This is a genomic window from Hymenobacter sp. BT559, from assembly GCF_016427535.1.
GTDB lineage: Bacteria > Bacteroidota > Bacteroidia > Cytophagales > Hymenobacteraceae > Hymenobacter.
Genome location: NZ_JAELXV010000001.1, coordinates 379,056 through 394,605, shown reverse-complemented (window position 1 = coordinate 394,605; position 15,550 = coordinate 379,056). Strand labels below are relative to the sequence as shown.

Genomic DNA, 15,550 nt, shown 5'->3' with positions numbered 1-15,550 from the left:
TATGCGCCTGCTTTGCCTGCTGCTCTGGCCTGCGCTGGCCCTAGCGCAGCCTCGCCCCCGCCCCACTTACTGCAACCCGCTTAACCTCGACTACGGCTACACTCCGTTCGAGCGGTTTTCGACGGCGGGGCGGCACCGCGCCACGGCTGACCCGGTTATTACGTTGTTTAAAGGCACGTATTACCTGTTTTCGACTAACCAAAAGGGCTACTGGTGGAGCGACGACCTGGCGAGCTGGCACTTTTTGGCGCGCTCATTTTTGAAGCCCGAAAACACGGTGCTCGACGACCTGTGCGCGCCGGCCGTGCGGGCGGTGGGCGATACGCTGCTCGTCATCGGCTCCAGCGCCAAGGCCAACTTTGCGCTCTGGCGCAGCACCGACCCAAAGGCCAATAAGTGGGAAAAAGCCGCGGACCCGTTTCCGGTATCGGCCTGGGACCCCGACCTCTTCCTGGACGACGATGGCCGGCTATACCTCTACTACGGCAGTTCCAACGAGTTTCCACTCTACGGCGTGCAGCTCAGCCGCAAAACCTACCAGCCCCTAGGGCAGCCCACGCCGCTGTTCAAGCTCAACGACGCCCAGTTTGGCTGGCAGCGCTTTGGCGAATACTTGGATAATACCTTCCTCGCACCCTTTATGGAAGGCGCCTGGATGACCAAGCACGGCGGCAAGTACTACCTCCAATACGGCGCGCCGGGCACCGAATTTAGTGGCTACGCCGATGGTGTGCAGGTGGCCGACCGCCCGCTCGGGTCCTACGTGCCGCAGCCGCACAACCCCTTTGCCTGGAAGCCGGGTGGCTTCGCGCGGGGCGCGGGCCACGGCAATACCTTTCAGGATAAATGGGGCAACTGGTGGCACGTGTCCACGATGGTGGTCAACGTGAAAAACAACTTTGAGCGCCGCCTAGGGCTGTGGCCGGCGGGCTTCGACGCGGCGGGTACGCTCTACTGCAACACCGCCTTCGGCGACTACCCGCATTACCTGCCTACCGGCCCAGCCAACCACCTGCAAAGCCAGTTTACGGGCTGGATGCTTTTGAACTACAACAAGCCGGTGCAGGCGTCGAGCACGCTCGGCGGCTACGCGCCCAACTTGGCCGTGGACGAGAGCATCAAAACCTACTGGAGCGCCGCTACGGCAAACCCCGGCGAGTATTTCCAAACCGACCTAGGGGCCGTGTGCACCGTGCGGGCCGTGCAACTCAACTACGCCGACCAGAACGTGAACCCCGCTTTCCTGGGCAAACAGCCGGGGCTCTACCACCAGTACCGGCTCTACCATTCGCTCGATGGCAAAACCTGGCAGCTACTTGTAGACAAAAGCCAGAACCGCACCGACGTACCGCACGACTACATCGAGCTAAAAACACCACTGCGCACGCGCTACCTCAAGCTCGAAAACCGGCACATGCCCACCGGCAAGTTTGCCCTCAGCGGCCTGCGGGTGTTTGGCCTAGGTAGCGGTGCCAAGCCGCAGCCCGTCAAGGAGTTTGTGGTGCTGCGCACAGCCACTGACAAGCGCAGCGCTTGGCTGCGGTGGGCACCCAACGACGCGGCCACAGGCTATAACATCTACCTAGGGCTGGCGCCCGATAAGCTGTATAGCTGCGCGATGGTGCTCGGGGCCAATGACTACTATTTCAAAGGCATGGACAAGGACCGCACGTATTATTTCACCATTGAGGCCTTCAACGAAAATGGTGTTTCCAGTCGCACGCCAGTGCAGCAAGTGAAATAGTTTTTTTGCTGAAAGCTGCCTGGGTCAACTGCTGCCGCGGGCAGGCGGCTACGGCACACGCAGCCTTAGCGCTGCGGAGCGGCAGCGCTTACCAACCAGGCCAAGCTCACATTTACCACACACACTCGGCAGCCAAAAACAGCCCCAGTTAGCTCTAAACTGCCTTTTCAACTACCTACTGCAATTTTTTCGGGCTCGACGGCTGGCCTAACTTTCGGCCTCTGCCCTCCTACCCAACCTACTTTATGCAACATCGCAATCCTCTCTCGCGCGCTACGCTGCTGCTGGCCCTAGGCCTAGCCAGCCTGCAAGCCACCGCTCAAAACACGCCCCTGCCCCCGCCCGACGCCAAGATGCAGCAGTTCATCAGCAAGCTGATGCAGCAGATGACACCGGAGGAGAAAATTGGCCAGCTCAACCTCGTGTCGGTGGGCTTTACCGTGACGGGGCCGGTAGTGAGCGAGGGCGTAGACGCCAAAATCGCGAAGGGCCTGGTGGGCGGCGTGCTCAACACTTTCACGCCCGTAGCAGCCCGCAAGCTGCAAGAAATGGCCGTGAAGCAGACGCGTCTGCACATCCCGCTTATCCTGGGCTTCGATGTGATACATGGACACCGCACCATCTTGCCCATTCCGCTGGGGCTGGCCGCTACCTGGGACATGCCGGCTATCGAGCGCGGCGCCCACATCGCGGGCCAGGAGGCCGCGGCCGATGGCATCAACTGGGTGTACTCGCCGATGGTGGACATTGCCCGCGACCCGCGCTGGGGCCGCGTGGCCGAGGGCGCGGGCGAAGACCCCTACCTAGGGTCGCAGATAGCGCGCGCCATGGTGCACGGCTACCAGGGCGCTACCAACGACATGACCCGGCCCGACAACGTGATGGCCTGCCTCAAGCACTTTGCGCTGTACGGCGCCGCCGAAGCCGGCCGCGACTACAACACCACCGACATGAGCCGCCAGCGCATGTACAACGAGTACCTGCCGCCTTACAAAGCCGCCATAGACGCGGGTGTGGGCTCGGTGATGTCGTCGTTTAATGACGTGAACGGCATTCCGGCCACCGCCAACAAGTGGCTGATGACCGACCTCCTGCGCCGGCAGTGGGGCTTCCTGGGCTTCGTGGCCACCGACTACACGGCCATCAACGAGCTGAGCGCCCACGGCCTGGGCGATGATAAAAAGGTGTCGGAGCTGGCCCTAAACGCTGGTATTGACATGGACATGGTAGGCGAGATTTTTCTCAACAACCTGGCGAAGAACCTCAAGGAAGGCACCGTGAAGCAGGCCGACGTAGACGCCGCGTGCCGCCGCGTGCTGGAAGCCAAGTACCGCCTAGGTCTCTTCCAAGACCCCTACCGGGGCGTAAGCGAGGAGCGCGCCAAGCAGGTGCTTATGCAGCCGGCTTTTGTGCAGGCCGCCCGCGACATTGCCCGCCGCAGCCTGGTGTTGCTCAAGAATGACAACCAGACCTTGCCGCTGAAAAACACGGCCAACATCGCGGTAGTGGGCCCGCTGGCCGACCGCCCGGTAGACATGATAGGTAGCTGGAGCGGCGCCGGCGATGGCAAGCAGGCCATTTCCATCTTGCAGGGCATCAAGAATGTGGGTGGCTCGACCATTCGGGTGACTTACGCCCACGGCGCCAACGTGACAGAGGACGACCAGCTCATTAAGCGCCTCAACGAGCACGGCGGCCAACTCAACATTGACCCGCGCCCGGCCGATGCGCAGATAGCCGAAGCCGTGGCAGCCGCCCAAAAAGCTGAAGTAGTGGTGGCCGTGGTAGGCGAAAGCCAGGGTATGACCGGCGAAGCCGCCAGCCGCGCCGACATTGGCCTGCCCGGCCGCCAGCTCGACCTACTCAAAGCGCTGAAAGCTACCGGTAAGCCGCTGGTGGTAGTGCTCTGCAATGGCCGGCCGCTCACGCTGCCCTGGGAGAATGACAATGCCTCGGCCATTCTGGAAACGTGGTTTGGCGGCACCCAAGCCGGCAATGCGGTGGCCGACGTACTGTTTGGGGTGTACAACCCCTCGGGCAAAATCACGATGACCTTTCCTAGGTCGGTGGGCCAGGTGCCGATTTACTACAACCACAAAAGCACTGGCCGCCCCTACGCCGGCGTGCTGCTCGACAAGTACAAGTCGCGCTACCTCGACGTATCCAACGACCCGCTTTACCCCTTTGGCTACGGTCTGAGCTATAGTACGTTCACGTATTCCAAGCCCACCGTTAGCAAAGCCAGCATTACCCCCAGCCAGGGCCTCGACGTGACCGTGACGGTGAAGAACAGTGGCCAGCGCGACGGCGAAGAAGTGGTACAGTTCTACCTACGCGACGTGGTGGGCAGCAGCACTCGCCCGGTACAGGAACTAAAGGGCTTCCAGAAAATACTGCTGAAAGCGGGCGAGAGCCGGCAGGTGACCTTTCACGTGTCCAACAACGACCTGAAGTTCTATAACGACGACCTGAAATGGGTAGCCGAGCCCGGTGAGTTTGAGGCCATGACCGGCGGCAACTCGCGCGACGTGCAGAAGGTGAGCTTCACGCTGACCAAGTAAGTAGCTCGAACTACACGACTGGCTAAACAATAAAAAAGCGGCCGCAACATCTGTTGCGGCCGCTTTTTTGTAAACCTAGCTACCTAGGGTGCCTACTTGCGCCGAGCCGAGGTGGCTTTGCGGGTACGCTTCTTCTTAGTAGACTTGCGAACTGCCTTCGCTGCCGGCTTGGCGGGCGCGGGGCCGTACTTAGTCTCGGCAGGGTTGGTTTCGCCGGTCAGGAAGGGGTCGAAGTCCACGCGGCGGTTCTGGGCGCGGCCTTCTTCGGTGCTGTTGTCGGCAATAGGCTTAGCCTCGCCGTAGCCACGGGCTTCGATGCGGTCGGCCGCAACGCCTTTGTCGAGCAGGTATTTGCGGGCCGACTCAGCACGCTCGTAGCTTAGGCGCACGTTGTACTCATCACTGCCCTTGTTATCGGCGTGGCCGGCAATGGAGAGCGAGTAGTCAGGGTACTCGTTCATAATCTGCGCCATCTGCTCCAGCTTGGGGGCCGACGCTGGTTGCGGTTCGGCTTTGTCGAAGTCGAAGTTGATGTACTGAGTTTGGTCACTGGGAGCCTTCTTCTCGGGGCAGCCATTGGCGTCCACTTTCGTACCGGCCGGGGTATCCGGGCACTTGTCTTTGTCATCCGACACGCCATCACCATCGCTATCAACGGGGCAGCCCGAGGCGTCTACCTTCACGCCAGCCGGCGTGCCGGGGCACTTGTCGTCGGGGTCCGCTACACCGTCACCGTCAGCGTCGGGGCAGCCTTGCAGGGTGGCGAGGCCCTTCACGTCGGGGCACTTATCGAGGTAGTCAGCTACGCCGTCGCCGTCGGTGTCGATGGGGCAGCCGTTTTCATCCACTTTCACGCCCGTCGGGGTGTCGGGGCACTTGTCTTTGCGATCGGGCACACCGTCGCCATCGGTGTCTTTGGCTTTACCTAGGGCCAGCGTCAGGCCCACCGAGTGCACCAGAAAGCGGTCGTGTATCTTCTTATCAGGAATGCCCAAGTTATCGAAGCTTTCCGTAAAAGGAAGGTGCTGAGAGGTTTGCACATCCAGCGCCAGCGCCGGTGAGAGGCGGAACCGGATGCCGGCGGCACCAAACACCTCCAGGCTGCGCACCTTGTTAAAGTACGAACCATTGATGGGCGTGTAGGGGTCGCCGTTGCCGTAGGCGTAGTTGCCCGAGGCGTTAGACACGAAGAAGCCGCCGCCGCCCATCAGGTAGGGCTGCAAAAAGAAGTCTTCCCGGAGGATTTTGCCGTTGTTGAGCTTCAGCTTCAGCCCTAGGTCAAACATGGCCGTCCGGGCCGTGAGGTTGTAGTAGTTCGGGGCTACGTCCTGAATGTAGTGGTAGTAATTCTGGTAGTTGCCCAGCAGGCTCAGGTCGAACGTAGGCGACAGGTAGCGCGTGATGTGCGCGCCTACCCCTACCTGCACCGGGGTGTGCAGCTTGCCAAAATCGCCGCCCAGGTTGCCCTGGTACTGCATCATGCTTAGGTTGACGCCAACGGCCGTTTTTTTATCGGGTGTTTGGGCGTGGGCAGCGGGTGCCAGCGCATTACCTACCAGGGCAGTTGCCCCAAGTAGAATGGCCCGAGAAGGAGAAAAGATTTTTCGCATAGAAAAACTAGCTGGAAGGTGAGAAAAGACAGTGCGTGGCAATAACCAGACGACGCTATGTAGCGCAAAACACGACGCAGGGTTGCCTTTTCGAGGCACTCAACGCATAATTGCTACCTAGGGCAGCATTACAATTAAGCTGGCTTTTAAGCCTACTCATTGAGTAACTGTTAATTCCTATACTTAAATCGGTATCGTTTCTGATAGACATAAAAAAACATGAGACTAGCTCAGGCTTTTTATACTGTTGAAGCCATCTGCCGATTTATAGGCAGCAAGCAGCTTTCTTTATCTTGAAAAGATTACCTTCATAGAAAGGCTCTTAGTCAAAACGAGAGAGCTTAGTTCGCTCGCCCTGTGAGGCCGGGCGCAACTGGATTTTTCACGTACTTGTCGAGCCAGGTGTTCATTTCCCAGAGCATGTGCAGCAGGTTTTCGCGGGCGGCGTAGCTGTGCGACTCGGCGGGCAGCACCACGTAGCGCACCGTGGCGCCCTGCCCCTTGAGGGCCGCGTAAAAGCGCTCGCTCTGAATGGGGAACGTGCCCGAGTTGTTGTCGGCCTCGCCGTGGATGAGCAGGATGGGCGTCTTCACCTTATCGGCAAAGTTGAAGGGCGACATGGCATCGTACACGTTCTTAGCTTGCCAGTAAGTACGCTCCTCACCCTGAAAGCCATAGGGCGTGAGCGTACGGTTGTAGGCGCCACTGCGCGCGATGCCAGCCTTAAACAAGTTAGAGTGCGCCAGCAGGTTAGCCGTCATGAAAGCGCCGTAGCTGTGGCCCATCACGGCCACGCGGTTGGGGTCAACCACCCCTAGGCGCTTGCCCTCGTCGATGGCGGCTTTGGCGCTGGCTACCAACTGCTCGGTATAAGTGTCGTTGGGTTCGGCGGTGCCTTCGCCTACGATGGGCACAGTGGCACCTTGCAGCACAGCGTAGCCCTGCGTAACCCAGTATACGGGCGTGGCCCAGCTGAGGCGCGTGAAGGTGTAGGGCGAGCCGCTTACCTGGCCAGCATTAGCTTGGTCTTTAAACTCGCGGGGGTAGGCCTCCATGAGCGTGGGCAGCGGGCCATCTGACTTCTTGTAGTTGGGCGGCAGGTAGAGGTTGGCGGTGAGGTCTACCCCATCGGCGCGCTTGTAGTGCAGCACCTGCTTGCGGAAGCTTCCGCCGAAAGCTGCATACGGATTAGCGAAGTGCGTAAGGGCTAGCGGCTTGCCTTTCTTGGCGAGCGGTTCTAGGTAGTAGTTGGGTACCTGGTCGATGGCCTCGCGGCGGGTCAACAGCTCAGCCTGACCTTTTTTGGCGTCGAGCAGGGCTACCGGCACTTCGTAGTACGGCGCTTCGGAGCGCCAGAGTTCGGCAATTTTTTCGGTTTTCAGGTTTAGCTCGTTCACAAATGGCCGGTCGCCCTCGGGCGACGCGCCTTGGCCAAACAGGTAGATGGCCTGCCCACCCTGCCCTAGGGCCAGCACTTGCCGGCCCTGCGCGTTGCGGCGCGTGTAAGGCGCACCAGGGTTGTGATACGTATCCTGCGACGAGCCATCGAACAGCACCTTCAGCGTTTGGCCGGGGGTGGCGGGGTCAAGCTGCCAGGTAGTTTCGTGGCGGTCGGCCCAGCGATAGCCATCCACCAGCGCCAGATGGTCGGTGCCCCAGGTCATGCCGGCGTAGCGTAGCGGCAGGGCTGCCAACTCCTGCGCCGGGCCGCTGAAGGGCGCGGGCAGCAGGTACACTTTGTCGCGCACGGCAGCCTTCGTTTTGGGGTCGCCGCCATCCTGAGCCTCAGCATAATAAAGCGTGGCTGGGGCATCCGTGCGCCAGTCGTGGGCACGCGGGCCGGTGGGCACGGCGTCGAAGTTGGTGGGCACATTGTCGGCCAGCGGTAGGTCGGCCACAGCCTTGGCTACCGCGCCGCTGCCTAGGTCGAGCACATCGATGCGCTGCGGAAAACTGCTCACCGGCAGCGTGTAGGAGAACGGCCGGTGCACGGTGCGCACCAGTACGTAGCGCCCATCGGGCGAGGGCGACACCGAGCGCAGCACGCCCGGCTGCCCTAGGGGCTGCGCCGAGCCGTCGGCCAGCTTCACCTTCACTAGCTGCGAGGTGGCGTAGTACTCAAATAACCGCTCGTCAGCGGGGTTTCTTAGCAAGTCCTGATAAGTGCGGGCGCCCGTTTTTTTGCCGCCACCCGTTTCCTGCACAGCGGGGCCGGTGGGCGTAGCATCGGCGGCCGGGGCCGCGCCGCGGCCCGCGGGCACGGTGCGCGCCAGCAGCGTCTGGCTATCCGACACCCACTCGAACGAGGAGCCAAATACGTCGTTGAGCGGCGTGGCTAGCAGGCGGCGCGCCGAGTTGGTAGCCACATCGGCCACCCACAGCTCTACGTGGCCGGTGCTACCATCAGCGGCCGGCACCGTGAGCGCAAACGCTACGTGCTGGTTGTCAGGCGACCAGCTCGGGCTACTGATGCGGGCCTGGGCGGGCAGGCCTTGCACCGGCTTTTCGGCCCCGCCGGGCAGCTGCTTAAACTGCATGCCCACGGCGTAGCTCACGCGGCTGGGCCCATTGGTGCGCGGGTTGAGGCGCAGGCCGGCCAGCCGCAGCTCGGGCTGCGACAGCTCGGCGATGGTCGGGAAGTCTTGCACGGCCATAATGGCCATCGTGCGCCCGTCGCCCGAGAGGCTGATGCGGGGCGTGGGCGGCGCCAGCAGCAAGTCGCGAATGGCGGCCGGCGGCTGCTGGTACTGGGTATCTTGGGCCATAGCAAGGGCTGGGGCGACTAGCAGCGCCAGTGCGGGTATAAGATGCTTCATGTACAAATAGACAGCCAATGGTGTGGCTAGCTGCTTATACCGAAGGTACTCCTGATAGATTATTTATAAAAAAAGCACGCCAAGCAATAAGTTGCTTGGCGTGCTTTTAATTCGAAGTCAGTATACTACGGACTACATCCGGCCAAAATTCAGCCCTAGGATGAGTACAATGCCGAGTACCATCAGCAGCAGATAGGTTTCTACCGAACCCGTTTGTACGAAGCGCAGCAGTTGGCCGCCGGCCAGCGTAACGCGCCCCACGCCATTGGCAATGGGGTCGATAATGCCGTTTTCGACGAACTTGTAGAGGCCGCGCGACAGGGCCATCGTGGGCTTCACAAACAAGGCGTTGTAGAGCTCATCCACGTAGTACTTGTGGTACACGAGGCTGTCGAGGCCCGAGCGCTGAGCCTCTTCTTCGGCAGGGCGCTGGGCGCGGGCCACGTACACTACGTAGGCGAACACGATGCCCACTACCGCCACCAGTACCGAAATACCAATGAGCATCAGTTCGGTATTGTGGTCGGGCTCGGCGCCGAAGGCGGCGGGCATAAGCTGCTTGGAGTAGGTGAAAATCGGGGCCAGGTAGTCGCCTAGGTAGTGCTTGCCACCTAGGAACATGGGCGCACCCATGAAGCCGCCCACAGCCGAGAGAATCGCCAATACAATGAGCGGCAGCGTCATGCTGGCTGGCGACTCGTGCAGGTGGTGGCGCTGCTCCTCGGTACCGCGGAACTCGCCGAAGAAGGTGAGGAACAACAGGCGGAACATGTAGAAGGCCGTCAGGAACGACGTGAAAACGCCGATGCCCCACATTACTTTGCTGTGCTCGTACACGTGGCTCAGGATTTCATCTTTCGAGAAAAAGCCTGCGAACGGCGGAATGCCAGCAATGGCCAAGCAACCAATGAGCATGGTAATGAACGTAATCGGCATCGACTTGCGCAAGCCGCCCATGCGGCGCATGTCTTGCTCATTGCTCATGCCGTGGATAACCGAGCCGGCACCTAGGAAGAGCAGCGCCTTAAAGAAGGCGTGCGTGAGCACGTGGAAAAACGACGAGGTATAGCCCATCACACCCAGCGCCAGGAACATGTAGCCCAGCTGCGACACCGTCGAGTAGGCCAGTACTTTCTTAATATCGTTCTGCGCCAAGCCGATAGTAGCGGCAAACAGCGCCGTGGCTAAGCCTACGATACCAACAACCTCCAGTGTGTGCGGGGCCAGCGTGAAGAGCACGTTGGCGCGGAGCACGAGGTAGATACCGGCCGTTACCATGGTAGCGGCGTGGATGAGGGCCGACACCGGCGTGGGGCCAGCCATAGCGTCGGGCAGCCAGGTGTAAAGCGGTAGTTGGGCCGACTTACCCATAGCACCCACAAAGAGCAGCAACGTGATGAAAGTAACCACGCCCACGCTGTAGTTACCAAACTGCCCTAGGCTGGCCTTTTGAAACACCTCACCGTATTGCACCGAATTGAAGGTGAGGTAGATAAGGAAGATGCCTAGTAGGAAGCCTAGGTCACCAACGCGGTTGATGATGAAGGCTTTCTTGGCGGCGTTGTTGTAGTTGGTATGCTTGTTCCAGAAGCCGATGAGCAGGTACGAGCACAGCCCCACGCCTTCCCAACCGATGAAGAGGATAACGAAGTTGGAGCCCATTACCAAAATCAACATGCTGAACACGAAGAGATTGAGGAAGCTAAAGAACTTACCTACGTTCTCGTCGTGGCCCATGTAGCCGATGCTATACACGTGGATGAGGAAGCCTACCCCCGTAATCAGCAGCAGCATAATGAGGCTGAGCTGGTCTATCTGATACCCAAAAGGAATCTGGAGCGAGCCGACCGAAATCCAGTCGAACAACTGTACGGTGTACTGGTACTTGAAGCCCATGAACAGCGTGAGCGACAGTAGAAACGAGCCCAGTACGGTAGCACTGCCAATGAGCCCGGCCAGCGTACCCGAGAGCTTGCGGTTGAGCAGGCCATTGAGCAGGAACCCTAGGAAGGGCAGGCCGGGAATAGCGGCGTAGAACAGGGCCGAGTACGGCGCGGTGGCGCCGGGTAAAACATTTTCCATAAAGTAACTAGCGGCTATGCGCCTGTCATTGCGAGGAGGAACGACGAAGCAACCTTTCCTTTTTCGTTCGCACACGTCTGCTATGCCAGAAGGAAGGGTTGCTTCATCGTCCCTCCTCGCACTGGCAGACGGGCTCGTTTACCACTTCAGTCTATTGAGTAGGTTAACGTCGGTGTTCTGAAAATTGCGGTAAATCATAACGATGATACCCAGGCCCACGGCGACTTCGGCGGCGGCCACGGCCATGATGAAGAACACGAACACCTGGCCGTTGGGGTCGGCGCGGTAGGCGGCGAAGGCAGCCAGCAGGATGTTGACGGCGTTGAGCATCAGCTCGACGCACATGAAAATGATGATGGCATTGCGCCGCACCAGCACACCCGTAACGCCAATGCAAAACAGCGCAGTGGCGAAGAAAATGTAGTACTGAAGCGGAACGGTGCGGATGACTTCGGGTATCGTCGGATTCATGCGGGTGAGTTCGGGGGCCGAGCGGGCCGGGGCTGGCTAGCTCTTAGCGGGCAAAGGTACCCGAAAAAGCCATTATCTGTAGCGGGTTACTGGCTGGGGCAGTCGGTCGGGGCAGCTGGCACTGCTGGCGCGAGTTTAGCGCAGCGTAACTCGTGCCTCATCATGACGTGGAGTTTGCAACTCCACTGCCGCGCTAGCGGCAATGTTACGTTGGCAGGCTAAGGGCATATATATACTCAGTTGTGACCTAGGGGCGAGTTTGCCGCGTTGCGGCAGTGGAGTTGCAAACTCCATATCATGCAAGGCACGAGTTACGCTGCGCTAAACCCGCGCCAGCAGTGCCAGCGGCTTATTCCAATCACAAAATTTACGCTAGGCCGAATAGTTCGGCATCTTATTTGTACGATATAAAACTTCTGTTCTGTGTATGGGGAAAAGCGGCTTTCTTTGAGGGCCGCTTTTTTTGTGCCTAGGTCCTAAAATATCCCGCGCTGCCCCGCGTCTGCTTAGGCACGATGAACGCCAGCGCCCTCACCCTTACCGCCGCCATGACGGCTAGCCAGCAAGACCAACAAATTCAGGCCACGGTGCGCGAGCAACGGGGGCGGCTGCTGCGCTTTATCGAGCGGCGGGTGCCCGACCCCGACGAGGCCGAAGATATTTTGCAAGATGTCTTTGCCGAGCTTGTGGAAAGCTACCGCTTGTTTAAGCCCGTAGAGCAGGCGGCAGCCTGGCTGTTTCGGGTGGCCCGCAACCGCATCATCGACCGCTACCGCCGCCCTCGGGCCACGGTATCACTAGATGCGCCGCTCGGCGCGGCGGCCGAGGGCGACGAGCCCGCCCGCCTGCTGCAGGACATCCTGCCTGCTGCCGACGATGCTCCCGAAAACCGCCTGCTGCGCGAAACCATCATGGACGCCCTCACTGACGCCCTGGCCGAGCTGCCCGCCGAGCAGCGCCAGGTGTTTGTGTGGCACGAGCTAGAGGATAAGTCCTTTAATGATATGGTGGCCGAAACCGGCGTGCCGCTCAAAACACTCATTTCGCGCAAACACTACGCCGTGAAACATTTGCGCAAGCGCTTGCGCAAGCTCTACGACGAGCTTTTCACGGACTAAGGCCCATCCTTTTTGCCACTTCCCACCCAGCCCTCCCTCCCACTCTAATGCTCTGCGTAGCCTAGCTTCGCGCTTTCAGATATGAACCGTACCTTCTGGCTTAAGAAAGCCTTCAAATTTGTTTTTTTCGCGGCTCTATTCATAGCCGTGGCCGGCTTTGTCACCCAGAGTCTCTGGAACTGGCTGGTGCCTAGCCTATTTCATGGCCCCCTCATTAGCTTCGAGCAAACCCTAGGGCTGCTCGTGCTGAGCCGTATTCTGTTTGGCGGCTTTGGGCGCGGGCGGGGCAGCTGGGCGCAGAAGCGCCGCCAGTGGAAGCAAGAGATTGCCCGCGAAGTGTCTAACCTTTCGCCCGAAGAGCGCGAAAATTTTCGCCAGCAAATGCAGAACCGCTGCGCCCAGTGGGGCCGCCGGACCGGCGCCCACTCCATGCGCAATGCTTTTAACGAGCAATAAATAGAGAATAGCCTCTGTCATACGGAGCCCCGCTAAGCATCTCTCCCGCACCACCTAGGGTGTCGTTTTATAGAAATGCTTGGCGGGGCTCCGTATGACGGGCATTGTTTATTAGTAATTGCCAATTGCTCATTCAACTCTAGCCGCCCTGTTTGCTGCCGCCGCCTTTGGTATCGTCATTGCTGATTTGCTTACGCTGCTTGCCCTGCTGAGCTTGACCAAAGCGGTAGCTGAAGCTAAAGCGGAAGGCCTGCTGGTAAGACCGGAATTCGCTGCGCTCGTCGAAGTACTGCGTATTGGTAGTGGAGCGGTAGGCCCAATATTTATTGAAAGGGCTGCCGAAATTGAGTACTAGGTCCGCTTTTTCCTTCCAGAAGGTCTTTTTCGCCCCAAACTGGTAGTAGAGGTTGGCCGGGCCGCGGCCCTGAATCTCGGGCGAAGGCAACGACGAATACACGAAGCCCTGGATGGTGTAGCCTTTGCTGAGCTTGTACGAAGTATTAAAATTCAAACTAGCCGTGAAGCCGCGGCGGTAGGCATTGAGCGAAGGGCTGCGGCGCACAATGTACTGGATATCGGGGCCGCCACTGATGTCCCACTTGGGCAGGGGCTTGAACGAGCCGTAAAAATTGAGCTGGTAAAAGGTATTCGCGGCCACGTTGGCGAAGGTTTGAGCCGTCACAGTCGCGTCGGGTGTCACGTCGGCGGGCAGCGGCGCGCTGGGGTTGAGGGTCGAGAAGCGTACCGACTCGATGGCATTGCCGGTGTGGCGCACCGAGCCCGAGATATTCAGTGAATTAGTCTTAAACGTGGTGTTGTAGCTCAGCTCGTAGGCATCCGTAAATTCGGGGCTGAGGTACGGATTACCGTAGGAGATATTCTGCCGATCAGAGCGGTCCACGAAGGGATTGAGATAGTCGATGAACGGGCGTGTGATGCGCCGGCTGTAGGCAGCCCGCAGGCTGCTAGCCTCCGTGAGCTTGTACTGCGCGCTGCCATTGGGCAGCAGGGAGAGGTAAGCCGGCGGCGCAAACGGGGCGCTCGTGCGAAAATCAGCCGAAAGCGCGGTGCGCTCCAAGCGGCTACCTAGGCTCAGGTTGGTCTTCTTGCCCAGCCCAAACGAATACGTAGCGTAGGCGGCCTGCACGTCCTGGGCGTAGTTAAAATCGGTGATGCGCCGGTTGTCGGGGAAGAAAGCAGAGTTGGTGGCTGGGCGCAGCGTATCAACGCTGGCTACCGAGCCGGTGCGCCGGAAAATGGCTTTCGCCCCCACTTCCAACGTTTTGTTATCGCCAAAGGGCTGGGTAAAATCGGTTTGCAGCGTTATCTCGTGGCCGGGCGTGCGGCCCCGGCTGCGCTCGCGATACGTGGCCTGCTCGGTGGTGAGGGGCACCTCAGAGTTATTAAACTGGTCGAAGTCGTAGCCAAACGTGCCGTTGTTGAGGGCATACTGGCCTAGCACGCTCCACTCCTTGCGCGCCTGCTTGAAGGTGCGCGTGTAAGTACCAGTGCCTTCCACATTGAGGCCGCTAAACACGTTATCGGTGCGGCGGCTGTAGAGGCTGTTAGCCGCGAGCCCCGTCAGCCGGTTATACATATCATTGTACGAGTTCCCTCCGTACCCATTGATGGAGCCAGACAGCGAAATGGCGTGGTGCTCGGCGGGGTCATAGTCGAGCCCTAGGGTACCGTAGTACCAGCCACCGCGGTTACGCACCGCGCTTGTTTGCAGCAGGTTGCTGACCACGTTGCGCTGCTCGTCGTAGCTCACGCGGCTGCGCTCCGAGTAGCCAGGGTTGTACCACGCCCCAGCACTGGCCGAGGAGGTAAAGCCGATTTTGCCCTGCTTAAAATTCAGGGCCGAGTTGAAGTTGGAGTTGCGGTTGCCGCTGGCGACCCCTAGGCGACCATTCAGGCCCTGGTTCACGCCCTTCTTCATAATAATATTGATAATACCAGCCGTGCCCTCGCCATCGTACTTGGCGGGCGGCGTCGTGATGATTTCGACGCTCTTAATCTGGTCGGCCGGAATACTTTTGAGCGCCTCGGTCAGGTTGCTGGCTAGCGTAGGCGAAGGCTTATTATTAATCAAGACTCTGAAGTTGCTGGAGCCGCGCATCTTCACATTGCCCTCGCCATCTACGGCTAGTAGCGGCGATTTGCGCAGCACGTCGGTGGCAGTGCCGCCGGCGTTGCTCACGTCCTGCTCAGCGTTGTACACAAGGCGGTCGGGGCGCACTTCTACCACTGGCTTCTCCCCTACCACCACCGCCTCGGTGAGCGCTGTGGCCGCGGCGGGCAGCCGAATGGCACCTAGGGCAGTAGCGCCGCTCGTCACGGTCACGGTCTGGGTGTGGGTACCGTAGCCCACGTAGCTCACGCGCAGCCGGAAGGTGCCGGCCGGCAGCTTAGTTAGCGAAAACTTGCCCGCATCGTCGGCCCCCACGCCCGAAATGGCTTTTTCGGAGCCGGCGGCTGGTAGTAGCACCACCGTGGCGTAAGACACCGGCTGGCGGCTCACTGAGTCGAGCACCGTACCGGTGAGCGAACCCGTATTGGCCACGGCGGCCGGAGCGGCTGGTGCCGGGCTTTGGGCCAGGGCCGCAGAAGTAGTGAGCAGGCCTAGTGCCAGCAGTAGGCAGCGCCCTGGGCCGAGAAGAGGAAAAGTTTGCAAAATGTGCAGAATAGAGGT

Annotated in this window: 9 protein-coding genes; 4 read left to right on the top strand and 5 right to left on the bottom strand. The window is 59.8% G+C overall.

Annotation, left to right across the window (positions count from 1 at the left end; genetic code table 11):
• The first annotated feature begins 1 nt into the window (after position 1).
• Both JAO77_RS01665 and bglX read left to right on the top strand, forming a co-directional pair.
• On the top strand, positions 2-1,744 hold the full coding sequence (locus tag JAO77_RS01665) for a family 43 glycosylhydrolase (RefSeq protein ID WP_198988537.1): 1,743 nt from the start codon (positions 2-4) through the stop codon (positions 1,742-1,744).
• A 245-nt stretch (positions 1,745-1,989) separates the two neighbouring features.
• Complete coding sequence (gene bglX / locus JAO77_RS01660; RefSeq protein ID WP_198988536.1) at positions 1,990-4,305, top strand: beta-glucosidase BglX; 2,316 nt, start codon at positions 1,990-1,992, stop codon at positions 4,303-4,305.
• Positions 4,306-4,397: 92 nt separating this feature from the next.
• Here the strand turns inward: bglX and JAO77_RS24315 are convergent, their stop codons facing one another.
• The 4 genes from JAO77_RS24315 to nuoK all read right to left on the bottom strand — a co-directional run bounded on the left by JAO77_RS24315 (position 4,398) and on the right by nuoK (position 11,284).
• A complete protein-coding gene (locus JAO77_RS24315; RefSeq protein WP_198988535.1) occupies positions 4,398-5,915 on the bottom strand; it encodes an OmpA family protein in 1,518 nt (505 codons plus the stop codon).
• A gap of 341 nt (positions 5,916-6,256) precedes the next feature.
• Positions 6,257-8,731, bottom strand: coding sequence for a S9 family peptidase (locus JAO77_RS01650; RefSeq protein ID WP_198988534.1), 2,475 nt, complete (start codon positions 8,729-8,731; stop codon positions 6,257-6,259).
• 132 nt (positions 8,732-8,863) lie between these two features.
• Positions 8,864-10,813 carry an NADH-quinone oxidoreductase subunit L gene (gene nuoL, locus JAO77_RS01645; RefSeq protein WP_198988533.1) on the bottom strand — a complete coding sequence of 650 codons (1,950 nt, stop codon included), beginning with the start codon at positions 10,811-10,813 and terminating at the stop codon, positions 8,864-8,866.
• A gap of 138 nt (positions 10,814-10,951) precedes the next feature.
• Positions 10,952-11,284: an NADH-quinone oxidoreductase subunit NuoK gene (gene nuoK, locus JAO77_RS01640; protein WP_198988532.1), complete on the bottom strand. Its 333-nt coding sequence runs from the start codon at positions 11,282-11,284 to the stop codon at positions 10,952-10,954.
• Positions 11,285-11,799: 515 nt separating this feature from the next.
• On the opposite strand from nuoK, the gene JAO77_RS01635 reads away from it, so the two are divergent.
• Positions 11,800-12,402 carry an RNA polymerase sigma factor gene (locus tag JAO77_RS01635; protein ID WP_198988531.1) on the top strand — a complete coding sequence of 201 codons (603 nt, stop codon included), beginning with the start codon at positions 11,800-11,802 and terminating at the stop codon, positions 12,400-12,402.
• Between the two features lie 81 nt (positions 12,403-12,483).
• Positions 12,484-12,858, top strand: a complete 375-nt coding sequence (locus JAO77_RS01630) for a hypothetical protein (protein WP_198988530.1) — start codon at positions 12,484-12,486, stop codon at positions 12,856-12,858.
• A 139-nt stretch (positions 12,859-12,997) separates the two neighbouring features.
• Here the strand turns inward: JAO77_RS01630 and JAO77_RS01625 are convergent, their stop codons facing one another.
• Entirely contained in the window at positions 12,998-15,532 is a 2,535-nt protein-coding gene (locus JAO77_RS01625; RefSeq protein ID WP_198988529.1) for a TonB-dependent receptor, read from the bottom strand.
• Between the last annotated feature and the right edge of the window lie 18 nt (positions 15,533-15,550).